At 72.1% G+C, this 22,553-nt stretch carries 18 protein-coding genes; 9 read left to right on the top strand and 9 right to left on the bottom strand.

From position 1 onward, the window contains the following. Positions 1-77: 77 nt before the first annotated feature. A complete protein-coding gene (gene dnaJ, locus ACIP37_RS07340; protein WP_350878218.1) occupies positions 78-1,217 on the bottom strand; it encodes a molecular chaperone DnaJ in 1,140 nt (379 codons plus the stop codon). 76 nt (positions 1,218-1,293) lie between these two features. Then, on the bottom strand, positions 1,294-2,328 hold the full coding sequence (gene hrcA, locus ACIP37_RS07335) for a heat-inducible transcriptional repressor HrcA (protein WP_063347523.1): 1,035 nt from the start codon (positions 2,326-2,328) through the stop codon (positions 1,294-1,296). A 263-nt stretch (positions 2,329-2,591) separates the two neighbouring features. On the opposite strand from hrcA, the gene htpX reads away from it, so the two are divergent. From htpX to ACIP37_RS07320, 3 genes are read left to right on the top strand one after another with little or no spacing between them, the layout of a single operon-like run. Next, positions 2,592-3,512 carry a zinc metalloprotease HtpX gene (htpX, locus tag ACIP37_RS07330; RefSeq protein ID WP_363588254.1) on the top strand — a complete coding sequence of 307 codons (921 nt, stop codon included), beginning with the start codon at positions 2,592-2,594 and terminating at the stop codon, positions 3,510-3,512. Between the two features lie 50 nt (positions 3,513-3,562). Next, positions 3,563-4,147: a hypothetical protein gene (locus ACIP37_RS07325; protein WP_363588256.1), complete on the top strand. Its 585-nt coding sequence runs from the start codon at positions 3,563-3,565 to the stop codon at positions 4,145-4,147. 24 nt (positions 4,148-4,171) lie between these two features. After that, positions 4,172-4,999 carry a DUF3097 domain-containing protein gene (locus tag ACIP37_RS07320; protein WP_363629209.1) on the top strand — a complete coding sequence of 276 codons (828 nt, stop codon included), beginning with the start codon at positions 4,172-4,174 and terminating at the stop codon, positions 4,997-4,999. 6 nt (positions 5,000-5,005) lie between these two features. Here ACIP37_RS07320 and ACIP37_RS07315 read toward each other — a convergent pair whose 3' ends face one another. From ACIP37_RS07315 to ACIP37_RS07305, 3 genes are read right to left on the bottom strand one after another with little or no spacing between them, the layout of a single operon-like run. Further along, a complete protein-coding gene (locus ACIP37_RS07315; protein WP_363588260.1) occupies positions 5,006-5,563 on the bottom strand; it encodes a Uma2 family endonuclease in 558 nt (185 codons plus the stop codon). 41 nt (positions 5,564-5,604) lie between these two features. Continuing rightward, positions 5,605-6,834, bottom strand: coding sequence for a radical SAM family heme chaperone HemW (hemW, locus tag ACIP37_RS07310; protein ID WP_400805384.1), 1,230 nt, complete (start codon positions 6,832-6,834; stop codon positions 5,605-5,607). Positions 6,835-6,892: 58 nt separating this feature from the next. Beyond that, positions 6,893-8,857 carry an AMP-dependent synthetase/ligase gene (locus ACIP37_RS07305; protein ID WP_400805382.1) on the bottom strand — a complete coding sequence of 655 codons (1,965 nt, stop codon included), beginning with the start codon at positions 8,855-8,857 and terminating at the stop codon, positions 6,893-6,895. Positions 8,858-9,215: 358 nt separating this feature from the next. On the opposite strand from ACIP37_RS07305, the gene ACIP37_RS07300 reads away from it, so the two are divergent. Both ACIP37_RS07300 and ACIP37_RS07295 read left to right on the top strand, forming a co-directional pair. Next, positions 9,216-10,949 (top strand): ABC transporter ATP-binding protein, encoded by a 1,734-nt coding sequence (locus tag ACIP37_RS07300; protein ID WP_363588266.1) that lies wholly within the window; start codon positions 9,216-9,218, stop codon positions 10,947-10,949. A 194-nt stretch (positions 10,950-11,143) separates the two neighbouring features. Next, complete coding sequence (locus ACIP37_RS07295) at positions 11,144-13,042, top strand: ABC transporter ATP-binding protein (RefSeq protein ID WP_363588280.1); 1,899 nt, start codon at positions 11,144-11,146, stop codon at positions 13,040-13,042. A 162-nt stretch (positions 13,043-13,204) separates the two neighbouring features. On the opposite strand, the gene lepA is transcribed toward ACIP37_RS07295, so the two are convergent. Beyond that, positions 13,205-15,073: a translation elongation factor 4 gene (gene lepA / locus ACIP37_RS07290; protein ID WP_363588268.1), complete on the bottom strand. Its 1,869-nt coding sequence runs from the start codon at positions 15,071-15,073 to the stop codon at positions 13,205-13,207. Positions 15,074-15,261: 188 nt separating this feature from the next. Between lepA and ACIP37_RS07285 the strand changes: the two genes are divergently transcribed. Both ACIP37_RS07285 and rpsT read left to right on the top strand, forming a co-directional pair. Then, entirely contained in the window at positions 15,262-15,567 is a 306-nt protein-coding gene (locus ACIP37_RS07285; protein WP_363588270.1) for an antibiotic biosynthesis monooxygenase, read from the top strand. A 175-nt stretch (positions 15,568-15,742) separates the two neighbouring features. Further along, on the top strand, positions 15,743-16,012 hold the full coding sequence (gene rpsT / locus ACIP37_RS07280; RefSeq protein ID WP_270147017.1) for a 30S ribosomal protein S20: 270 nt from the start codon (positions 15,743-15,745) through the stop codon (positions 16,010-16,012). A gap of 372 nt (positions 16,013-16,384) precedes the next feature. On the opposite strand, the gene holA is transcribed toward rpsT, so the two are convergent. Continuing rightward, entirely contained in the window at positions 16,385-17,383 is a 999-nt protein-coding gene (holA, locus tag ACIP37_RS07275; protein ID WP_400805379.1) for a DNA polymerase III subunit delta, read from the bottom strand. Positions 17,384-17,541: 158 nt separating this feature from the next. On the opposite strand from holA, the gene ACIP37_RS07270 reads away from it, so the two are divergent. After that, positions 17,542-17,835, top strand: a complete 294-nt coding sequence (locus tag ACIP37_RS07270; protein ID WP_363588274.1) for a hypothetical protein — start codon at positions 17,542-17,544, stop codon at positions 17,833-17,835. A gap of 305 nt (positions 17,836-18,140) precedes the next feature. After that, positions 18,141-18,878, top strand: coding sequence for a chitinase (locus ACIP37_RS07265; protein WP_363588276.1), 738 nt, complete (start codon positions 18,141-18,143; stop codon positions 18,876-18,878). Between the two features lie 201 nt (positions 18,879-19,079). Here ACIP37_RS07265 and ACIP37_RS07260 read toward each other — a convergent pair whose 3' ends face one another. Then, a complete protein-coding gene (locus ACIP37_RS07260; protein WP_400805375.1) occupies positions 19,080-21,704 on the bottom strand; it encodes a ComEC/Rec2 family competence protein in 2,625 nt (874 codons plus the stop codon). A gap of 93 nt (positions 21,705-21,797) precedes the next feature. Continuing rightward, complete coding sequence (locus ACIP37_RS07255; RefSeq protein ID WP_400805373.1) at positions 21,798-22,469, bottom strand: helix-hairpin-helix domain-containing protein; 672 nt, start codon at positions 22,467-22,469, stop codon at positions 21,798-21,800. Positions 22,470-22,553: the final 84 nt, after the last annotated feature.

Genomic DNA, 22,553 nt, shown 5'->3' with positions numbered 1-22,553 from the left:
ACGCGAAAGGGGCGCCGGGCAGAACCCGGCACCCCCGCGCGGACGGCCAGGGCCCAGTAGCGGCCCCGGCCTAGGGCCTAGCGGCCGTTGAACGCGTCCTTGAGGCGCGAGAACAGGCCCTGCTGGCCCGGCGCGAACTGGCCGGACGGCCGCTCCTCGCCGCGCAGCACCGCGAGCCGGCGCAGCAGCTCCTCCTGCTCGGGGTCGAGCTTGGTGGGCGTCTGCACCTCGACATGCACTATCAGGTCGCCCCGGCCGCCGCCGCGCAGGTGCGTGATGCCGCGGCCGTGCAGCGGGATCGACTGGCCGGACTGGGTGCCGGGCCGGATGTCGACCTCCTCCAGCCCGTCCAGGGTCTGCAGCGGCACCTGGGTGCCGAGGGACGCGGCCGTCATCGGGATGGTGACGGTGCAGTGCAGGTCGTCCCCGCGCCGCTGGAAGACGGTGTGGGTGGTCTCGGCGATCTCGACGTACAGGTCGCCGGCCGGGCCGCCGCCGGGGCCGACCTCGCCCTCGCCGGCCAGCTGGATCCGGGTGCCGTTGTCGACACCGGCCGGGATCTTGACGGTCAGGGTGCGCCGGGCGCGGACCCTGCCGTCGCCGGCGCACTCCGGGCACGGGGTCGGCACGACGGTGCCGAAGCCCTGGCACTGCGGGCAGGGACGGGAGGTCATGACCTGGCCCAGGAACGACCGGGTGACCTGGGAGACCTCGCCCCTGCCGCGACACATGTCGCAGGTCTGCGCGGAGGTGCCGGGGGCCGCGCCCTCGCCGCTGCACGTGGTGCAGGTGACGGCGGTGTCGACCTGGAGTTCCTTGGTGGTGCCGAAGGCGGCCTCCTCCAGGGTGATCTCCAGCCGGATCATGGCGTCCTGGCCGCGGCGGGTGCGCGAGCGCGGGCCGCGCTGGCCGGCCGCGGCGCCGAAGAAGGCGTCCATGATGTCGGAGAAGCCGAAGCCGGCCGCCCCCGCGCCGAAGCCGCCCGCGCCCCCGCCGCCCGGCGAGAGCGGGTCACCTCCGAGGTCGTAGACCTGGCGCTTCTGCGGGTCGGAGAGCACCTCGTAAGCGGCGTTGATCTCCTTGAACCGCTCCTGCGTCTTCGGGTCCGGGTTGACGTCCGGGTGCAGTTCGCGTGCCAGGCGCCGGAAGGCCTTCTTGATCTCGTCCTGCCCCGCATCCCGTCGGACGCCGAGTACCGCGTAGTAGTCCGTGGCCACCAAATGCTCCGCTTGTTCCGCCTGTAGTAGTGCTGCGACTGGACACCGCCGTCAGAGGTTCCGACGGCGGCCTGTGCTACGACTCGGCCAGGATCTGGCCCACGTACCGCGCCACCGCACGCACCGCCCCCATTGTGCCCGGATAGTCCATCCGGGTCGGACCGATCACACCCAGTTTGGCCACGCTCTCGTCGCCCGAACCGTAACCGACCGACACCACCGAGGTGGAATTCAGCCCCTCGTAGGCGATCTCCCGCCCGATCCGGACCGTCATCGCGGCGTCCGCCGTCTCACCCAGGAGGCGGAGCAGGACGACCTGCTCCTCCAGGGCTTCCAGCACCGGCTGGATGGTCAGGGGGAAGTCGTGCCCGAAGCGGGTCAGGTTGGCCGTGCCGGCCAGCATGATCCGCTCCTCGTTCTGCTCGGCGAGCGCTTCGAACAGCGTCGCCAGGACCGTGCTGACGGTCGGGCGGTCCGGCGGCTCGAAACCCGCCGGGAGCTCCTCCAGGAACCCCGGCACGTCCGGCAGCCGCTGGCCGACGGCCCGCGCGTTGATCCGGGCCCGCAGGTCTGCCAGGACCGTCTCGCCGACCGGGCCCGGGCAGTCGACCATCCGCTGCTCGACCCGGCCGGTGTTGGTGATCAGGACCAGCATCACCTTGGTCGGGGCCAGCGCCACCAGCTCGATGTGCCGGACGGTGGACCGCGACAGCGAGGGGTACTGCACCACCGCGACCTGCCGGGTGAGCTGGGCGAGCAGCCGCACCGTCCGCATGACCACGTCGTCCAGGTCGACGGCGCCGTCCAGGAAGTGCCGGATCGCCCGGCGCTCGGGGGCGCTCATCGGCTTGACCTCGGCGAGCTTGTCGACGAACAGGCGGTACCCCTTGTCGGTGGGGATGCGCCCGGCGCTGGTGTGCGGCTGGTGGATGTAGCCCTCCTCCTCCAGCGCCGCCATGTCGTTGCGGACGGTCGCCGGGGAGACTCCGAGGTTGTGCCGCTCCACCAGGGCCTTGGAGCCGACCGGCTCCTCGGTGCCCACGTAGTCCTGGACGATCGCGCGGAGCACGGCGAGCTTGCGGTCGTCCAGCTGGCGAACCTCACCGGCCATGGGGCACACACCTCCGTCTTCGCACGTTGTCCGTTCGTGTCACGCATGCTGCTGCCCGCTCCGGGAGGATCCCGGCTCCGGCACCCGCTTTGGCACTCTGAACCTGCGAGTGCCAAAACCGTACCTGCCAGTGTAAGGCCCGGGCCCAACGGCAGGAACGGCCCGGCCGGAGTGATCCTGCCCGCAGTTCCCGGCGCGGGGGTGGTGCCGCGGGGCCGTCCGGGTGGCAGCATCGAAGACGACGGCGAATGGAGGAGCAAGCAATGTCGAGCTCGGGCCAGCACACCCGTTTCGCGCCCGACCGCGGTCTGACCGGCCGCATGGTCGTGACGATGTTCGTGATCGGGCTGCTGTACGTCGGTTTCACCGGTCTGCTGATCGTGCTGCTGCGCGGCGCCTGGCCACTGATCGTCCTGATCTCCGGCGGGCTGTTCGTGGCCCAGTTCTGGTTCAGCGACAAGATCACCGAACGGGCGATGGGCGCCCACCAGGTGACCCCTGAGCAGTACCCGCAACTGCACGGCACCATCGACCGGCTCTGCGCGCTGGCCGACATGCCCAAACCCCGGGTGGCGGTCGCCGACAACGACATGCCGAACGCCTTCGCCACCGGCCGCAACCCGCAGAACGCCGTGGTGTGCGTCACCACCGGCCTGCTGCGACGGCTGGAGCCCGAGGAACTGGAGGGCGTCCTCGCCCACGAGCTGTCCCACGTCGCCCACCGGGACGTCGCGGTGATGACCATCGCCGGCTTCCTCGGCGTCCTCGCCGGGGCCATGACCCGGATCGCCATGTACGGCGGGTTCATGGGCGGCAACCGCAACAACAACGACCAGAACGCGGCCATCGTCGCCCTGATCATCCCGCTGGTGTCGATGGTCGTCTACGCCATCAGCTTCCTGCTCACCCGGCTCCTGTCCCGCTACCGGGAACTCGCCGCCGACCGCGCCGCCGCCCAGCTCACCGGCCGGCCCAGCGCCCTCGCCTCCGCGCTCACCAAGGTCACCGGCCAGATCGCCGCCATCCCCAGCAAGGACCTGCGCCAGGCGCAGCCCTACAACGCCTTCTACTTCGCCCCCGCGCTGAGCGCCCGGGAGACCGCCTCCCAGCTGTTCTCCACCCACCCGACGCTGGAGAAGCGCCTGGAGCAGCTGGCGAAGATCTCCGAGCAGCTCGGCCGCTGAGGCCCCGCCCCCCTGCCGCCCTCCCGACTCCCTCCTCCGAAAGGACCGCCGTGGGAATCCTGGACACCCTGTTCGGGCGCACCAAGCCCGTCAAGCCCGACCTCGACCAGCTGTTCGGCGTCCCGTCCGCCGCCCTCACCCTGGAGGCCGGGGCCGGGTTCACCCCCACCGGGCTCGGCTCGGTCTGCTTCGCCGCCGTCGAGGGCGCGGCCTTCGGTCAGGTCGAACAGCAGGTGCGGGCGCTGCTCGACGCCGACACCGAGCGCGGCGGCGTCCCGGTGGAGGCCTCCAAGGACGGCTACGGCTACTCCTGGCTGCTCGCCCGGCACACCCCCGAGGAACTGCCGGACCTGGTCAACGACCTGCACGCGGTCAACAGCGAGCTGGAGGCGAACGGCTTCGGGCCGCAGCTGCTCTGCTCGCTGGTCGGCTTCCGCAACCCGGACGGGCAGTCGCTGGCCCTGGTCTACCTCTACAAGCGCGGCACCTTCTACCCCTTCGCCCCGATGCCCGGCGGCGGGGAGCGGCGCAACAGCCCGCTGGAGCTTCAGGTCAACGCGATGCTCGGGAACGACCTGCGGCTGGAGAAGGACCTCAGCCGCTGGTTCCCGGTCTGGGGCGCGCCGGGCCTCTGACGGTCCGTCCGTATAGTCGCTTTCATGCGCAGCCGCCAGTACGGACCCGACCTGACCCCGCCGTGGAAGAAGCAGCAACCCGCCCCGGAGGTGACCGCCGAACGGGACCTGGTGGTGGAGGAGGCCGCCACCGGCTTCTGCGGCGCGGTGGTGCGCTGCGAGAAGACCGCCGAGGGCTTCACCGTCACCCTGGAGGACCGCTTCGGCAAGCTCCGGGTGTTCCCGCTGGTGCCGCGCGGCTTCCTGCTGGAGGGCCGGACGGTCACCCTGGTGCGCCCGGCCGGCCCCGCCCCCTCCCGTACGCCGGGCCGCACCGCCTCCGGCTCCGTCGCCGTCCCCGGCGCCCGGGCCCGGGTCGCCCGCGAGTCGCGGATCTACGTCGAGGGCCGGCACGACGCCGAACTGGTCGAGCGGGTCTGGGGCGACGACCTGCGGATCGAGGGCGTGGTCGTCGAGTACCTGGAGGGCGTGGACGACCTGCCCGCGATCGTCGCCGACTTCGCCCCCGGCCCGGGGCGGCGCCTCGGCGTCCTGGTCGACCACCTGCTCCCCGGCACCAAGGAGCAGCGCATCGCCGCCCAGGTCACCGGCGACGCCGTCCTGGTCGTCGGCCACCCCTACATCGACATCTGGCAGGCCGTGAAGCCCGCCTCCGTCGGCATCGCCGGCTGGCCCGCCGTCCCGCGCGGCGAGGAGTGGAAGGAGGGCGTCTGCCGCCGCCTCGGCTGGCCGGTGAACACCCCCGCCGCCTGGAAGCGGATCCTCTCCACGGTGGACAGCTACAAGGACCTGGAGCCGGAACTGCTGGGCAAGGTCGAGGAGTTGATCGACTTCGTGACGGTTCCGGAGTGAGGCCGATCAGACGTACTGCTGAAAGTCCGTGGTGTCCAGATCGATCTCAAGCAGGCTGACGGGGACGGGCTCGCCGAACTTGCTGGTCCGCTCGGACATGTACCTCGGGAGGCCGGACCCGGGATCCCTACCCAACTCGGTCAGCAGCACGCAGACCCCCTTGATCGGGTCCACGATCAGGTACGCGGGGACGGAGCCCTCGGCGTAGAGCTCCCGCTTGGTCCGGTAATCACGATCGACACTGGTCTTCGACACCACCTCGACCACCAGGGTGACGGCGGGCGACGGCAGCAGTCGTCCGTGCTCCTGGACCGCCCCGCGTTCGAAGACGACCAGGTCGGGCTGGGGTTCGCTCGCCTGGCCGGGGATCCCCAGGTCCTGGGTCGTGAGTGGACGCCACCGACCGTACGGAAGCTGGTGCTGAATCGCCAGGACGATGAGATTGTGGACCATGTCAGGCCCCGCCATCATCACGATTTCCCCCCTGATGAGTTCGGCCTTGATGCCCTCCGGCACCTCCAGGTTCTCGAAGATCCCGGTCATCCGATCATCGATGGCGGTCATCGCACGCTCCCTCCGACGGCTGACACCCACGTTAACGAATGTCAGTCCACCAGGTCACGTACGACCGCGTCGGCGAGCAGCCGGCCCTGGAGGGTGAGGACCGCGCGGCCCCCGGCGTACGGCTCGGCGGCGAGGAGGCCGTCGGCGAGGTGGCGGGCGGCGGCGTGGCGGCCGGTGTCGGTGAGGAGGGTGAGCGGGATGCCCTCGGCGAGGCGCAGTTCCAGCAGGATGCGCTCGACCCGGCGGTCCTCCTCGGCGAGCACCTCGCGGCCCAGGGCGGGGGTGCGGCCCTCGGCGAGGGCCTGGGCGTAGGCGGCGGGGTGCTTGGCGTTCCACCAGCGGACGCCGCCGACGTGGCTGTGCGCGCCCGGGCCGGCGCCCCACCAGTCGGCGCCGGTCCAGTACAGCTCGTTGTGGCGGCAGCGGCCCTCCGGGGTGGTGGCCCAGTTGGAGACCTCGTACCAGGTGTAGCCGGCGGCGCTGAGGGCCTGTTCGGCGATGAGGTAGCGGTCGGCGTGCACGTCGTCGTCGATCATCGGCAGTTCGCCGCGCTTGACCCGGGCGGCGAGCTTGGTGCCGTCCTCGACGATCAGGGAGTACGCCGAGACGTGGTCGGGCCCGGCGCCGATGGCGGCGTCCAGGGAGGCGCGCCAGTCGTCGTCGGACTCGCCGGGGGTGCCGTAGATGAGGTCCAGGTTGACGTGGTCGAAGCCGGCGGCGCGGGCCTCGGCGACGCAGGCCTCGGGGCGGCCCGGGGTGTGGTGGCGGTCGAGCAGCTTCAGGACGTGCGGGCGGGCGCTCTGCATGCCGAAGGAGACCCGGTTGTAGCCGCCCTCGCGCAGTTCGGCCAGGTAGGCCGGGTCGACGGACTCCGGGTTGGCCTCGGTGGTGACCTCGGCGCCCTCGGCGAGCCCGAACTCCTCGCGCAGCGCGGCGAGCATCTTCACCAGGTCGCGGGCGGGCAGCAGGGTGGGGGTGCCGCCGCCGAGGAAGACGGTCTGCACCGGCAGGTCGACCTGGCCGAGGACCTGGCGGGCCAGCCGGATCTCGGCGACCACGTTGTCCGCGTAGGTCTCCTGGGAGGCGACCGCCCCGGAGGAGCGCAGCTCGGTGGCGGTGTAGGTGTTGAAGTCGCAGTAGCCGCAGCGGCTGGCGCAGTAGGGCACGTGCAGGTAGAAGCCGAACGGCCGCTGCCCGAGACCGGTGCGGGCGGATGCGGGCAGGGAACCGTCGGACGGCACCGGTTCACCGTCGGGGAGTGCGGAGGGCATGACCCCATTGTCCCGTACGGCTCACCCGAACCGGTGAGCCGTACGGGGTCGGGGCCGATCAGGCCTCGTTGGCGCCCGCGTACATCGCGGTGACGGCGTCCGCGTAGGTCCGCTCGACCACCGGGCGCTTGATCTTCAGGCTCGGGGTGAGCTCGCCGTGCTCGATGTCGAGGTCGCGCGGCAGCAGGTGGAACTTCTTGATCGTCTGCCAGCGCTGGAGGTCGGCGTTGAGCCGCTTGACGAAGCCCTCGATCAGCTGGTGCACCTGCGGGTCGGCGACCACCTCGGCGTAGGACTTGTCCTTCAGCCCGTGCGCGGCGGCCCACGGCATGATGACCGCCTCGTCCAGGCCGATCAGCGCGGTGCAGAAGTTGCGGCCGTTGCCGATCACGAGGATGTTGCTGACGAACGGGCAGACCGCCTTGAACCTGCCCTCGACCTCGCTGGGCGCGACGTACTTGCCGCCGGAGGTCTTGAACAGGTCCTTCTTGCGGTCGGTGATCCGCAGGAAGCCGTCGGGGCCGAGCTCGCCGATGTCCTCGGTGTGGAACCAGCCGTCGGCCTCCAGCACCTCGGCGGTCTTCTCGGGCAGGTCGTGGTAGCCGCGCATGACGCCGGGGCCGCGCAGCAGGATCTCGCCGTCCTCGGCGATCCGGACCTCGGTGCCGGGCAGCGGGCGGCCCACGGTGCCGATCCGGACGTCCTCCTCACGGTTGACGCAGGAGCCGGCACTGGTCTCGCTGAGGCCGTAGCCCTCCAGGATCGGCACGCCGGCGCCGAGGAAGAAGTAGCCGATCTCGGGCGCGAGCGCGGCGCTGCCGGAGACGGCGCCGCGCAGCCGGCCGCCGAAGGCCGCGCGGATCTTGGCGTAGACCAGCTTGTCGGCCAGGCCGTGCTGGAGCCTGAGGCCCAGCGGGGCGGTGCCGGCGCCGGTGGCGATCCGGCTCTCCTGGACGGCGCGGGCGTGCTCGCGGGCGACCTTGGCGGCCCACCGGAAGATCTTGTACTTGGCGCCGCCCTCGGCCCGGGCCCGGCCGGCGATGCCGTTGTAGACCTTCTCGAAGATGCGCGGCGCCGAGGCCATCACGGTCGGCCGGATGACCGGCAGGTTGTGGATGATCCGGTCGACCCGGCCGTCCACGGCCATCACGTGGCCGGTGGCGATCTGGCCGGAGATCAGCGTCTTGCCGAACACGTGCGACAGCGGCAGCCACATGAACTGGACGTCGTCGGAGCGCAGCAGTCCGCTGGCCTCCTGGGCCCGGGCCTCGTACGCCCAGCAGTCGTGCACCAGGCGCACGCCCTTGGGGCGGCCGGTGGTGCCGGAGGTGTAGATGAGGGTGGCCAGCTGTTCCTTGTCGAGCGCGGCGACGGCCTTCTCGACCGCGTCCGGGTGCTGCTCCAGGTACTCGGCGCCGCGCTGCTCCAGCTCGGCGAGGGTGAGCACCGTGAGGGCGTTCAGGCCGTCGGCCCCGGGGGTACTGGCCTGTGGGGCGTCGGTCTCGGGGGCGTCGGCCTCGGGGGCGTCGAAGAGGATGACGGTCCGCAGCTCGGGCAGCTGTCCGAGCTGGCCGACGGCCTTGGCGAGTTGGGCGGAGTTCTCCGCGAACAGCGCCCTGGAACCGGAGTTGGAGAGGATGAACGCGGTCTCATCGGCGTTGGTACTGGGATAGACGGTCGTCGTGGCGGCACCCGCGCACATGTTCCCGAGGTCGGCGATGATCCATTCGAGCCGGGTGGAGGAGGCGAGGGCCACCCGGTCCTCCGGCTGGATGCCGAGCGCCATCAGGCCGGCGGCCACCGCCTTGACCCGGGCCGCGGTCTGCGCCCAGGTGAGCGAGCGCCACTGCTCGGCGCCGGGGGCGCTGTCCGCGGCGTGCTCGTCGACCGGGGCCGGGTAGCGGTAGGCCTCGGCGTTCGGGGTGGCGGCGACCCGCTCCAGGAAGAGGTGGGCGACGGAGGCGGGACGCCCGGCGACCAAGTCGGCACTGCCGGAGTCGATCAGGGACTGCGCGGAACTCAACGAGGACCTCCGGGGGCGGGTGGCCGTCTGAGGGATGGTCTCGGCGCCCGTGGGGGGCGGCCGCCGGGCCCCCGGTCAACCCGGGCGATACCGGCGAGTAACAAGGGGGCAATCAGCAGCCTAGGGGGAAACCGGTCATTCCGTAAGAGGGCGGGGCCCGGCCGGCACACCGCCGCGCCGCCGGTGCCCGACGACGACTCCGCCCGCGCCCCGGTGAACCCGTGCAATCGGGCCCGCCGTACGGTTCGGCAAAGGACTGGGCAAACCTGCGATCCACAACTCGTGAATCGCCTGTACGAGTCCACCAAAGAACGAGAATCGGGATGCGAATCCACCCGTCGACGACAAGAGTGTGCCAGTGCTGATCAGACTTCTCAGGGCGTACCTGCGCCCGTACTCCCGACCGATCGCGCTGCTCGTGGGGCTCCAACTGGTGTCCACCCTGGCGGCGCTCTACCTGCCGACGCTCAACGCCGACATCATCGACGACGGCGTGGTCAAGGGCGACACCGGCTACATCCTGCAGGTGGGCGGGGTGATGATCGGCATCACCCTGGTCCAGGCGCTCTGCTCGATCGGCGCCGTCTACTACGGCTCCAAGACCGCCATGGCCTTCGGCCGGGACGTCCGCGCCGCCGTCTTCGACCAGGTGCAGAGCTTCTCCGCCCGCGAGGTCGGCCAGTTCGGCGCCCCCTCGCTGATCACCCGCACCACCAACGACGTCCAACAGGTCCAGATGCTGGCCCTGATGAGCTTCACGCTCATGGTGGCCGCCCCCATCATGTGCGTCGGCGGCATCATCATGGCCCTCAACCAGGACGTGCCGCTGTCCGGCCTGCTGCTCGCGGTCATCCCGCTGCTCGGCGCCGTCGTCGTCCTCCTCGTCCGCTCGCTGCGCCCCAAGTTCCGCAGCATGCAGACCCGGATCGACACGGTGAACCGGGTCCTGCGCGAGCAGATTACCGGCATCCGGGTCATCCGCGCCTTCGTCAAGGACGACCACGAGCAGGCCCGCTTCGCCAAGGCCAACGGGGACCTCACCGACACCGCCCTCCAGGTCGGCCGGCTGATGTCGTTCATGTTCCCGGCCGTGATGCTGGTCGTGAACGTCTCCAGCGTCGCCGTGCTCTGGTTCGGCGCCCACCGGATCGACAACGGCGGCATGCAGATCGGCGCGCTCACCGCCTTCCTCTCCTACCTGATGCAGATCCTCATGAGCGTCATGATGGCCACCTTCATGTTCATGATGGTGCCGCGCGCCGAGGTCTGCGCCGAGCGCATCGAGGAGGTCCTCGGCACCTCCTCCAGCGTCGTCCCGCCCGCCGCGCCGATCACCGAGGTGCTGCGCCGCGGCAACCTGGAACTGCGCGACGTCGACTTCCGCTACCCCGGCGCCGAGGCCTCGGTGCTGCGCGGCATCGCCATCACCGCCCGCCCCGGCGAGACCACCGCCGTCATCGGCTCCACCGGCAGCGGCAAGTCCACCCTGCTCGGGCTCGTGCCCCGGCTGTTCGACGCCACCTCCGGCCAGGTCCTGCTCGACGGCGTCGACGTGCGCGAACTCGCCCCCGAGGCGATCGCCGAGAGCGTCGGCCTCGTCCCGCAGAAGCCCTACCTGTTCTCCGGCACCGTCGCCAGCAACCTCCGCTACGGCCGGCCCGACGCCACCGACGAGGAACTCTGGCACGCCCTGGAGATCGCCCAGGCCAAGGACTTCGTCGCGGAACTGGCCGAAGGCCTGGACGCCCCGATCGCCCAGGGCGGCGGCAACGTCTCCGGCGGCCAGCGCCAGCGCCTGGCCATCGCCCGGGCCCTGGTCCGCCAGCCCGACGTCTACCTGTTCGACGACTCCTTCTCGGCGCTCGACTACGCCACCGACGCCAGGCTGCGCAAGGCCCTCGCCCGCGAGACCTCCGACGCCACCGTGCTGATCGTCGCCCAGCGCGTCTCCACCATCCGCGACGCCGACCGGATCATCGTCCTCGACGAAGGCGCGGTCGTCGGCACCGGCACCCACCACGAACTGATGGCCGACAACCCGACATACCGGGAGATCGTGCTCTCCCAGCTCACCGAGCAGGAGGCGGCGTGACCACCCCCGGCAAGCCCGACGCGGACACCAGGACCGCGGACACCGAGACCACGGACACCAGAACCGTGGACCCCGAGGCCGCTGACCCCGCAAAGCCCGACCCGGACACCAAGGCCGCGGACCCCGCCGACGAACTGCCCAGCGACTCGCAGGCCGCCGCCGCCCGCCGCGGCCCCGCCGGACCGGGCCGCTTCATGGGCGGCCAGGGCACCGAGAAGTCCATGGACTTCAAGGGCTCCGGCAAGCGACTGCTCGCCCTGCTGCGCCCCGAACGCAACCTGATCTCCGGCGTGCTGGCCCTCGGCGTGCTCAGCATCGGCTGCGCCGTCACCGGCCCCAAGGTCCTCGGCAACGCCACCGACCTGATCTTCGCCGGCGTCGTCGGCGCCCGCTTCGAACCCGGCACCTCCAAGGCGCAGATCGTCGAGGGGCTGCGCGCCCACGGCGAGGGCGGCGTCGCCGGCCTGCTCTCCTCGGTGGACTTCACCCCCGGCCAGGGCATGGACTTCGGCGCCATCGGCACCGTGCTGCTCTGGGTGCTGGTCATCTACCTCGCCTCCGCCCTGTTCGGCATCGTCCAGGGCCGGCTGGCCACCGCGGCGATCCAGCGGGCCGGCTACCGGCTGCGCCAGGACGTCGAGGCCAAACTCGCCCGGCTGCCGCTCAGTTACTTCGACAAGCAGCCGCGCGGCGAGGTGCTCAGCCGGGTCACCAACGACATCGACAACATCAGCCAGTCCATGCAGCAGACCATGGGACAGGTCGTCAACTCGCTGCTCACCGTGATCGGCGTGCTGGCGATGATGTTCTGGATCTCCCCGCTGCTGGCGACGATCGCCCTGATCTCGGTGCCGCTGTCGGTGGCCGTCGCCGCCAAGGTCGGCAAGCGGGCGCAGCCCCAGTTCGTCCAGCAGTGGAAGTCCACCGGCCAACTCAACGCGCACATCGAGGAGATGTACACCGGCCACACCCTGGTCAAGGTGTTCGGCCGCCAGCGCGAGTCCGCCGAGACCTTCCGCGAGCACAACGAGGCGCTGTACACCTCCAGCTTCCGGGCGCAGTTCATCTCCGGGATCATCCAGCCCGCGATGATGCTGATCGGCAACCTGCAGTACGTGCTGGTCGCGGTCGTCGGCGGCCTGCGGGTGGCCAGCGGCGCGCTGTCCATCGGCGACGTGCAGGCGTTCATCCAGTACTCGCGGCAGTTCAGCCAGCCGCTCACCCAGGTCGCCAGCATGGCCAACCTGGTGCAGTCCGGGGTCGCCTCCGCCGAGCGCGTCTTCGAGCTGCTGGACGCCCCCGAGCAGACCCCCGAACCGGCCGTGTCCGAGCGGCCCGACACCATCCACGGCCGGGTCGCCTTCCAGGACGTGTCCTTCCGCTACGACCCCGAGAAGCCGCTCATCGAGGACCTCTCGCTCAAGGTCGAACCCGGCCAGACCGTCGCCATCGTCGGCCCCACCGGCGCCGGCAAGACCACCCTGGTCAACCTCCTGATGCGGTTCTACGAGGTCAGCTCCGGGCGGATCACCCTCGACGGGGTCGACGTCTCCGCGATGTCCCGCGAGGAACTGCGCTCCGGCATCGGCATGGTGCTCCAGGACACCTGGCTGTTCGGCGGCACCATCGCCGACAACATCGCCTACGGCGCCCAGGGAGCCACCCGCGAGCAGGTCGTCGAGGCCGCCAAGGCCGCCCACGTCGACCGCTTCGTGCGCACCCTGCCGGACGGCTACGACACCGTCATCGACGACGACGGCGCCGGGGTCAGCGCGGGCGAGAAGCAGCTGATCACCATCGCCCGGGCGTTCCTCGCCCAGCCGTCGATCCTCGTCCTGGACGAGGCGACCAGCTCCGTCGACACCCGCACCGAGGTGCTGATCCAGCGGGCCATGGCCCGGCTGCGCACCGGCCGCACCAGCTTCGTGATCGCGCACCGGCTCTCCACCATCCGGGACGCCGACGTGATCCTGGTGATGGAGAACGGCTCAATCGTCGAACAGGGCTCGCACGACGAGCTGATCGCCGCGCACGGCGCCTACGCGCGGCTGTACCAGGCGCAGTTCGCGGAGGCCGTGGCCGAGGTGGACTGACCGTCGCACACCGCCGGTGCCGAGCCGGGGCGGGCCCGAACCGCCCCGGCTCCTCGTCCGTGGTGCGCTGCGGTGGCCCGCTCCGGCGGAGAGAACGAGGGTGGGGAGAACGAGGAGGGGCCCGGGCGGTTGTCCGCCCGGGCCCCTCTCACGCGCCTGTGGTTACTTCTTTTCCTTCGGCGCCTCGGCGTCGGTGGACAGCGCGGCGATGAAGGCCTCCTGCGGGACCTCCACGCGGCCGACCATCTTCATCCGCTTCTTGCCCTCCTTCTGCTTCTCCAGCAGCTTGCGCTTGCGCGAGATGTCACCGCCGTAGCACTTGGCGAGGACGTCCTTGCGGATCGCGCGGACCGTCTCACGGGCGATCACCCGGGAGCCGATGGCCGCCTGGATCGGCACCTCGAACTGCTGGCGCGGGATCAGCTTCTGCAGCTTGCCCGCCATCATCACGCCGTAGCCGTAGGCCTTGTCCTTGTGCACGATCGCGGAGAAGGCGTCCACCGCGTCGCCGTGCAGCAGGATGTCGACCTTCACCAGCTGGGCGGACTGCTCGCCGATGGGCTCGTAGTCGAGCGAGGCGTAGCCGCGGGTCTTGGACTTCAGCTGGTCGAAGAAGTCGAAGACGATCTCGGCGAGCGGCAGGGTGTAGCGCAGCTCGACCCGGTCCTCGGACAGGTAGTCCATGCCCTGGAGGTTGCCGCGGCGGGACTGGCAGAGCTCCATGATCGCGCCGACGAACTCGTTGGGCGCCAGGATGGTGCCGCGCACGACCGGCTCGTACACCTCGGCGATCTTGCCGGTCGGGAACTCGCTCGGGTTGGTGACGATGTGCTCGGTACCGTCCTCCATGATCACCCGGTAGACCACGTTCGGGGCGGTGGAGATCAGGTCGAGGTTGAACTCGCGCTCCAGGCGCTCCCGGATGATCTCCAGGTGCAGCAGGCCGAGGAAGCCGCAGCGGTAGCCGAAGCCGAGCGCGACCGAGGTCTCCGGCTCGTACACCAGCGCGGCGTCGTTCAGCCGCAGCTTGTCCAGGGCGTCGCGCAGCAGCGGGTAGTCCGAGCCGTCCAGCGGGTACAGGCCGGAGAACACCATCGGGCGCGGGTCCTTGTAGCCGCCCAGCGCCTCGGTCGCACCCTTGTGCATCGAGGTGATGGTGTCACCGACCTTGGACTGCCGGACGTCCTTCACGCCGGTGATGATGTAACCCACCTCGCCGACGCCCAGGCCGTCGGCGACCTTCGGCTCGGGCGAGATGACGCCGATCTCCAGCAGCTCGTGGGTGGCGCCGGTGGACATCATCGCGATCCGCTCGCGCTTGGTGAGCTGTCCGTCCACGACACGCACGTAGGTGACCACGCCGCGGTAGGAGTCGTACACCGAGTCGAAGATCATCGCGCGGGCCGGGGCGTCCTTGACGCCGACCGGGGCCGGGACGGTGTTGACGATGTGGTCCAGCAGGTCCTCGACGCCGAGGCCGGTCTTGGCGCTGACCTGCAGCACGTCCGAGGGGTCGCAGCCGATGATGTGCGCGATCTCCGCCGCGTACTTCTCCGGCTGGGCGGCCGGCAGGTCGATCTTGTTCAGCACCGGGACGATCGTGAGGTCGTTCTCCAGCGCCAGGTACAGGTTGGCGAGGGTCTGCGCCTCGATGCCCTGGGCCGCGTCGACCACCAGGATGGTGCCCTCGCAGGCCGCGAGGGAGCGGGACACCTCGTACGTGAAGTCCACGTGGCCGGGGGTGTCGATCATGTTGAGGATGTGCGTCGTCCCGGCATTCGGACCGGTCCTCGGCGCCCACGGGAGGCGGACCGCCTGCGACTTGATGGTGATGCCGCGCTCGCGCTCGATGTCCATGCGGTCGAGGTACTGGGCGCGCATCTGCCGCGGGTCGACGACGCCCGTGATCTGCAGCATCCGGTCTGCGAGCGTCGACTTGCCGTGGTCGATGTGGGCGATGATGCAGAAGTTGCGGATCAGCGCCGGGTCGGTACGGCTGGGCTCTGGCACATTGCTGGGGGTCGCGGGCACCTTGGTCCGATTCTCCGTTGGTCCGGGGCCGGGGGTGTCCTGGTCATCGCTGACCGGTTTTCCCGGGGACCGGACAGTCTCGTCCGATCGAAATAGTTCCTCCCATCCTCCCACGACCACGGCGCGGGCCGCCGTTCGGTCCGCCCAGACCTTCTCCGGGCCCGCGCCAGACGGCAGGATGGCACCCCGTGATCCTCGAAAGCGCCCTGCTCGACGTCCTGCCCGGCCAGGAGGACGAGTTCCTCGCCGCCTTCGCCGAGGCCCGGCCCCTGATCGCCGTCCAGCAGGGCTTCCGCTCCCTGCAACTGCGCCGCTGCCTCGACGAAGGACGCGGCTCGCGATTCCTCCTCCAGGTGGAATGGGAGACGCTCGCGGACCACACCGAGGGCTTCCGCGGCTCAGCCGAGTACCGGCGGTGGCGGGAGCTCCTGCACCGCTTCTACCGGCCGTTCCCGGAGGTCGAGCACTACGGGGAGCCGGTGCTCAGTGCGTAGACGGCCCACTACCGCGCAGGCGACCCGGCCACGGGGCCGGGCTCCCGGTTTGGGGCGGGTGGCGGGCCCCTGGTAGCGTGGGCTGCTGCACCTGGCCCCGGCATGCCCTCTCAGCTGCCCGGCGGCCGCGCGGTGCAGCCCGTTCAATCCTTTTAGACAAGACTGAGGCTCCTTCGTGGCGAACATCAAGTCCCAGATCAAGCGCAACAAGACCAACGAGAAGGCGCGCCTGCGCAACAAGGCCGTCAAGTCCTCGCTGAAGACCGCCCTGCGCAAGGCCCGCGAGGCCGCTGCCGCCGGCGAGACCGAGAAGGCCACCGTGCTGGCCCGCGCCGCCTCCAAGGCGCTGGACAAGGCCGTGAGCAAGGGCGTCATCCACGCCAACCAGGCCGCCAACAAGAAGTCGGCCATCACCAAGCGCGTCAACGCGGCCGCCCAGGCCTGACGCCCCGGGGGTCTCGGCCCCCACCGCCTCGGGACGGACCCGGCCCTCTACCCGGACCCCTGAGGCGCGAGAGACTCGCACCGCACGCGGCCTGCGTTCGCCACGCGGGTGCGGTGTACGAAGCAGTACGACAGGCGCCGTAGTCGGCCTCTCCCCAGAGGCCCGCTACGGCGCCTGTCGCGTTCCGTGGCCCGGTCGCTGTCGTCTGCCGGTCACGCGCGAGCAGGGCTCCGGACGGCGCTGCGGGCCGATGCCTGGGAAGCCGTCCGCTCGATGGGCGCGCAGACGGGTCGGCGGGTGAGCAGGTGGTGGCAGGCGGGTCGGCGGGTGGCCGGGCAGGCGGGGGCCGGGTCCGGTCCGGTGGCCGCGCCGTCAGTACGCCGGGCGGGACCCGGCCCGGGCCGCCCGGGCGACGGCCACCACCGCGCGCTCCAGCGCGAAGGCCGGATCGTCCGAACCGCCCTTGACGGCGGCGTCGGCCTGGGCGATCGCGGTCAGCGCGGTGGCCACCCCGTCGCCCGTCCAGCCGCGCATCTGCTGGCGCACCCGATCGACCTTCCACGGCGGCATGCCCAACTCGCGGGCCAGGTCCGCCGGACGCATGTTCCGCCCGGTGGTTGCCAACCGCCCGATGCTGCGCACGCCGGAGGCCAGCGCGTAGGTGATACCGGTCGGCGGCTGGCCCACCGCCAGGGCCCAGCGCAGCCGCTCCAGCGCCTCCGCGGCCCGGCCGGTGACCGCCAGATCGGCCACCTCGAAGCCCGTCGCCTCGGCCCGGCCGCTGTAGTAGCGGGCCACCACCGTCTCGTCGATCGCACCCTCGACGTCCGAGGTCAACTGGCTGCACGCGGCCGCCAGCTCGCGCAGGTCGCTGCCGAGCGAGTCCAGCAGGGACTGGCAGGCCTCCGGCGTCGCCGAGCGGCCCAGCGTACGGAACTCACCCCGGACGAAGGCCAGCCGCTCGCTCGCCTTGGTCAGCTTCGCGCACGCCACCTCGCGACCGCCCGCCTTGCGCCCGGCGTCCAGCAGGCCCTTGCCCTTCGCCCCGCCCGCGTGCGCCAACACCATGATCACTTCTTCGGCCGGCGTCTCGATGTACGCCTTGACCTCCTTCACCGAGTCGGCGGAGAGGTCCTGCGCGGCCCGCACCACGATCACCTTGCGCTCGGCGAACAGCGACGGCGTGGTCAGCTCGGCCAGGCTGCCCGGCTGCAGGCCGCCGGGCGGCAGATCCCGCACGTCGGTGTCCGGGTCCGCCGCCTTCGCCGCCGCCACCACCTGGGCGACCGCGCGGTCCAGCAGCAGCTCCTCCTGGCCGACCGCGAGGGTCAGCGGGGCGAGCAGGTCGTCGGGTGCACTCTTCCTGGCCATCGCCTACCAGCATCCCACGGGGCGCGGACACTCCCGCCCGGGGCGACCCCGGCCCCTGGCCCCGCCCGGTCCCGCCTCTCCGGCCCGACCTACCCGACCCGACCCGCCTGACCCGACCTGCCCAACCGTGCCGATCACCCGACCTGGAGAATGGTCCGGTGACCGAGAACCACACCACCGACCTGCCGGACGTCAACGACCCGCACGCCCGGCAACTGCTCGTCCTGCCCGACCGCGACGCCGCCGAGGACGCCGCCGAGGAGCTCAGCGCCGCCCACCCCGACCTCGGCGAGCTCGACCTCGTCCGGGACGCCCTGGCCGGCGAGGACGACGCCGAGGACGCCCAGTGGCTGGTCGTCGTCGAGCCCCCGGAGGACGGCTGGACCCCGGCCCTGCTGCACGCCCTGGACGCCATCGCCGTCGAGCACGAGGGCTGGCGCGAGGAAGGCTGACACCGACGGCCGGACCCCGGCCCGGCCCGGAACCTTCGAGGGGAACGGACCCGGACGCGGCGCTGCGCCCGTTCCGGGCCGAGGAGCACGAGGCCACCTCCACCCCGCGCCGCCGGGTCCGACCACCTCGGCGTCAACCCTCGACGAGCCACACCCCCGTCGAGTGATTCACCGTCAATTCCGTGCCTCCTCACACCAAGTGCGTGTCATTCTGCGCACGTTGCTTCGGCCACGAATCCTTGAGCGTCCGAGCCGGCTGCCCGCAGGGGCTCAGCGGCTCGGTCCACGCCACCGAAGGAGTGCAGATGTCCGTATCCCGCGCCCTGTCCCGGACCCGGTCCCGCGTTCTGGCCGTGCTGAGCGCCGCCGCAGTCGCGAGCGGGCTGGCGGTCGCCGTTCCGGCGACGCCCGCCTCCGCCGACGGGTTCGTGGTCAGCGAGGCCCAGTTCAACCAGATGTTCCCGAACCGGAACTCCTTCTACACGTACGACGGCCTGGTCAATGCGCTGAGCGCCTACCCCGGGTTCGCCACCACCGGGGACGACGCGACGCGCAGGCGGGAGGCGGCCGCCTTCCTCGCCAACGTCAGCCACGAGACCGGCGGCCTGCGGTACGTCGTCGAGCAGAACACCGCCAACTACAGCCACTACTGCGACGCCTCGCAGCCCTACGGCTGTCCGGCCGGCCAGAGCGCCTACTACGGGCGCGGCCCGCTCCAGATCAGCTGGAACTTCAACTACAAGGCGGCGGGCGACGCCCTGAACATCGACCTGCTGGACAACCCCTACCAGGTGGAGCAGGACCCCGCCGTCTCCTGGAAGACCGGCCTCTGGTTCTGGGACACCCAGAACGGCGCCGGGACGATGACCCCGCACGACGCCATCGTCAACGGCAGGGGCTTCGGCGAGACCATCCGCAGCATCAACGGCGCCCTGGAATGCAACGGCCAGAACCCGGACGAGCGCAACGACCGCATCAACCTCTTCCAGAACTTCGTCGGCATCCTCGGCACCGACGTCGGCGGCGGCAACATCTCCTGCTGACCCGGCCTGCCCTGCCAACAGCTCACGCTCGACGGTCGAGCGCGACGCACCACCGTAGGTGCCCGTACTTCGGCGCGCTCCGGGCAGGGCCCGGAGCGCGCCGCGATCGTTCTCCGGGCCCCGCCCCGCCCCCCTCCCTCCTCCCCACCCCCACCCCTTTCCCTTCCCCCACCTGATGGCTGGGAGGAGAGGAGGGCGGGGTCAGCCGGGCGGGGCTCGCGGGGTGTGCGAGCCCTGCCCGGTACGGGAGTCGGGCGCTCCGTCCGCAGCGCGCGAGCGGGGCTTGCGCGCCTCGTGCGCCGTCTGCGGGTGCACGGACACCCCGAGGACGGCCGGCGAGCCGCCCGTCACCGCGATGTCGCCCACCCGATCGGTGCGCAGCACGCTCGCGCCCAGCGCGCGCAGCCGGTCCACCGTCCGCACGGACGGATGCCCGTACGCGTTTCCCTCGCCGCACGAGATCAATGCCAGCCGGGGACGCAACGCACCGGTCAAGGCCCAGTCCTGATGCGCGGATCCGTGGTGCGCCACCTTCAGGACGTCCACCCGCCCCAACCGGCCCAGCAGCGCCGACTGGGCGGGCGGTTCGAGGTCCCCGAGCAACGCCATCCGCAGTCCGCCCGCCACCGACACCACCAGCGCGACGCTCGCATTGTTCGCCCCCGGTGCCTCGGCAGCCGCCCCGGCGTCGGGCCAGACCACCTCCCAGGACAGCCCCGGCCCCACCGAGCGCCGTTCACCGCGCCCCGCGCGCAGCAGCGGGACTCCGGCACCAGCCGCCCAGCCCGCCACCCGGGCCGCCTCACCCGGTGGATCGTCCAGGGTCGTGCCCTCGATCGCTCCGACCCGGCGGCCCCGGAACACCCCCGGCACACCCTCGACGTGATCGGCGTGGAAGTGCGTCACCACCAACAACGGCACTTCCGTGACACCCAGATCCCGTAGGCACCTGTCGGCGGCGTTCGGATCCGGCCCCGCATCGACCACCACCGCACTGTCCTGTGCACCGGCCGCGAGCACCAGCATGTCCCCTTGGCCCACGTCGCACATCACCATCCGCCACCCCGGCGGCGGCCAGCCGGTCGCGATCCGGGTGAGCTGCGGTGGCCGCAGCAGCACGGCCAGCAGGACCACGAGCAGGACCCCCGCCACCAGCGCCCGCACCCACCGCCGCCGGGCGCGGACGGGCTTGCCGGACGGCGCCCGCCGTGGCAGCAGGAGCGGCATCACCCAGCAGACCGCCAGGGTGGCCAGCGCGACCGTCGCCGTCCCGAACCACCCGCCCGGCCAGGAAAGTTGGCTGCCCGGAAGTTCGGCACCGCGCCGCGCCACCAGGGCGAGCCAGCCGACCGGCACGCCGGCCGGCTCCGCGAGCAGCCGGGCCAGGTCCGGGAGGAGCGGCTGCAGCACGAGCACCCCGAAGCCGAGCAGGGTCGCCGGGGCCACCGCCAGTTCGGCCAGCAGGTTGCACGGGATCGCGACCAGGCTGATGTGCCCGGACAGCACCACCGTCACCGGCGCGCACAGGGCCTGGGCGGCGGCCGTCGCCGCCAGGGCACCCGCCAGGTGGTGCGGCCAGCGCCGGGACCGCAGCGCCTCGGCCCAGTGCGGCCCGAGGACGAGCAGCCCGGCCGTGGCGAGCACCGAGAGCAGGAATCCGAAGGAACGCGCCAGGAACGGGTCGAGCAGGACGAGCACCAGGACCGCCCCGGCGAGCGCGGGCACCGCCTGCCGGGGCCGGCCGGTGGCCAGCGCGAGCATGCCGATCAGCCCCGTCCCGGCCGCGCGCAGCACGCTGGGCTCCGGCCGGCAGACGGCGACGAAGGCCAGCGTCAGCGCCGTCCCGAGCAGCGCGCTGGTGCGCAGCGAGAGCCCCAGCAACGCGGCCAGCCCGCGCCGTTCCGGGGTGCCGGCCTGCCCCGGGGCGCCCAGCAGCGCGCCGAGGACGATCGCCAGGTTGGCCCCGCTCACCGCCACCAGGTGCACCAGGTCGGTGGCCCGGAAGGCGTCCTCAAGGTCATCGGGCAGTCGCGAGGTGTCGCCCACGACCAGGCCCGGGAGCAGTCCGCGCGCGTCCGGCGGGAGCCCGTCGCTGGCCGTGCGCAGACCGGCACGCAGCCGCCCGGCGATCCGCTGCGGCAGGCTCGGCGGCGCGAGGTGCCGGGGCGGGCCGTGGACGACCAGCAGCGCCGCGCGCGAGGTGTCGTAGCCGTCTCCCGCGGGCCGCACCTCGGCCTCCACCGCCAGCCGCTCCGACGGGAGCAGCCCCTGCCAGGGCCCGGATTCCGCGCCCCGGACCATGACGGTCACCGGGGTCCGCGTCCGGGTGCTCCGCCCGTCCGGCAGGAGCGTGACCCGGTCGGCCACCGCGTCGACGGTGAGGAGGGTCTGCCCGCCGGTGGTCCCGCCCCGGGCCGTGTGGGCCTTCGGGTCCCCGGCGACGGTCAGCTCCGCCTCCACCACCCGAGCGGGCTCGCCCGGGGACCGCGGCGGGGCGTGCTCGGCCGCTCGGACGAGCTCCGGCAGCGGCCCCCGGTGCAGATCGGCGGTGTGCAGAGGGGTGGCCACCGCCGCGGCGGCTCCGGTGAGCAGGACGGCGGCCAAGGTCACCGCCGCTGCGCGTCGGCGCAGGAGCGCGGGCCTGACGAGCAGCAGGACGGCCGCCGGCGCGGCGGCACCCGCCAGGCCGAAGGCGAGGACGTCGTACCCCGGCTCCAGGCCGAGGAGCGCGGCCGTCACCGCCCAGGCCGAGACGGCGGGAAGCAGCAGCCGGAAGTCGGCACCGGTGGAGCGGTTCGGCAGGTTCGGTTCGGTGGCGGCGGGCACGGCGGTACCTCCCTTCGGCGGGTGGCGGCGACGGACGAACGGACGACGACGGACGGACGGGAGAACAGGCGGGCAAGGGGACGGACGGGGAGGTCAGAGGGTCAGCAGCGGACGGAGTTCCGCGAACGTGCGCGCCCCGATGCCGCTGACCTGCCGGAGCTGGTCGAGCGTGCGGAACGAGCCGTGCGATGTGCGGTAGGCGAGGATGCGCTGGGCGAGGGTCGGGCCGACGCCGGGGAGGGCGTCGAGCTGTTCGAGGCCGGCGCGGTTGAGGCTGACGGGCGGTCTGGGCGTGCCGACCGCCGGCGGTCCGTTGCCGGCTCCGGCGCCCGGGGCGGAGGCCTGAGCCGGCTCGCCGACCAGGATCTGTTCACCGTCCGTCAGTACCCGGGCCAGGTTGAGGCTCCGGGTGTCCGTCTCCGGCAGCGGACCGCCCGCCGCCCGCAGGGCGTCGGCCACCCGCGAGCCGCCGGGCAGGGTGTGCAGGCCTGCGAGGTGCACCCGCCCGCCGATGTCGACCACGACGACCGCCCCGGGCCCGGCGCCGACGGGATCGGCCGCCGGGCCCGGGCCCGAGGCCGTAGCCGGCACGGACGCGGATGTCGCCCCCGGTGAATCCGGTGAGACCGGTGAGACCGGGGCGGAGGCCAACGTCGGCACGGCCACCGCCTGCGGTCTGGCCAGCCAGAAGTGCTGCACGGCGTAGCCGACCGCGAACAGCAGCAGGACGGCCAACCCAGCCACCGCCCGCCGGTCGAGTGCCATCGCCGAGCCGAATCGAAGACCCGACCCGGCCCCCGGCTCCGGCGGATCCACGTCACCGCCCGCCCTGACCGAATCCAACGGCAC

This window comes from Kitasatospora sp. NPDC088861 (assembly GCF_044750105.1).
Taxonomy (GTDB): domain Bacteria; phylum Actinomycetota; class Actinomycetes; order Streptomycetales; family Streptomycetaceae; genus Kitasatospora.
This window is presented reverse-complemented; position numbering and strand designations above follow the sequence as displayed.

Bases quoted from the DNA above. Each gene is read 5' to 3' on its own strand.
- ACIP37_RS07255 (WP_400805373.1), bottom strand. From the start codon at position 22,469: ATGGCACTCGACCGGCGGGCGGTGGCTGGGTTGGCCGTCCTGCTGCTG.
- hrcA (WP_063347523.1), bottom strand. From the start codon at position 2,328: ATGGCCGGTGAGGTTCGCCAGCTGGACGACCGCAAGCTCGCCGTGCTC.
- hemW (WP_400805384.1), bottom strand. From the start codon at position 6,834: ATGCCCTCCGCACTCCCCGACGGTGAACCGGTGCCGTCCGACGGTTCC.
- holA (WP_400805379.1), bottom strand. From the start codon at position 17,383: ATGGCCAGGAAGAGTGCACCCGACGACCTGCTCGCCCCGCTGACCCTC.
- ACIP37_RS07320 (WP_363629209.1), top strand. From the start codon at position 4,172: ATGCGCAGCCGCCAGTACGGACCCGACCTGACCCCGCCGTGGAAGAAG.
- ACIP37_RS07295 (WP_363588280.1), top strand. From the start codon at position 11,144: ATGGGCGGCCAGGGCACCGAGAAGTCCATGGACTTCAAGGGCTCCGGC.
- ACIP37_RS07265 (WP_363588276.1), top strand. From the start codon at position 18,141: ATGTCCGTATCCCGCGCCCTGTCCCGGACCCGGTCCCGCGTTCTGGCC.
- ACIP37_RS07315 (WP_363588260.1), bottom strand. From the start codon at position 5,563: ATGACCGCCATCGATGATCGGATGACCGGGATCTTCGAGAACCTGGAG.
- htpX (WP_363588254.1), top strand. From the start codon at position 2,592: ATGTCGAGCTCGGGCCAGCACACCCGTTTCGCGCCCGACCGCGGTCTG.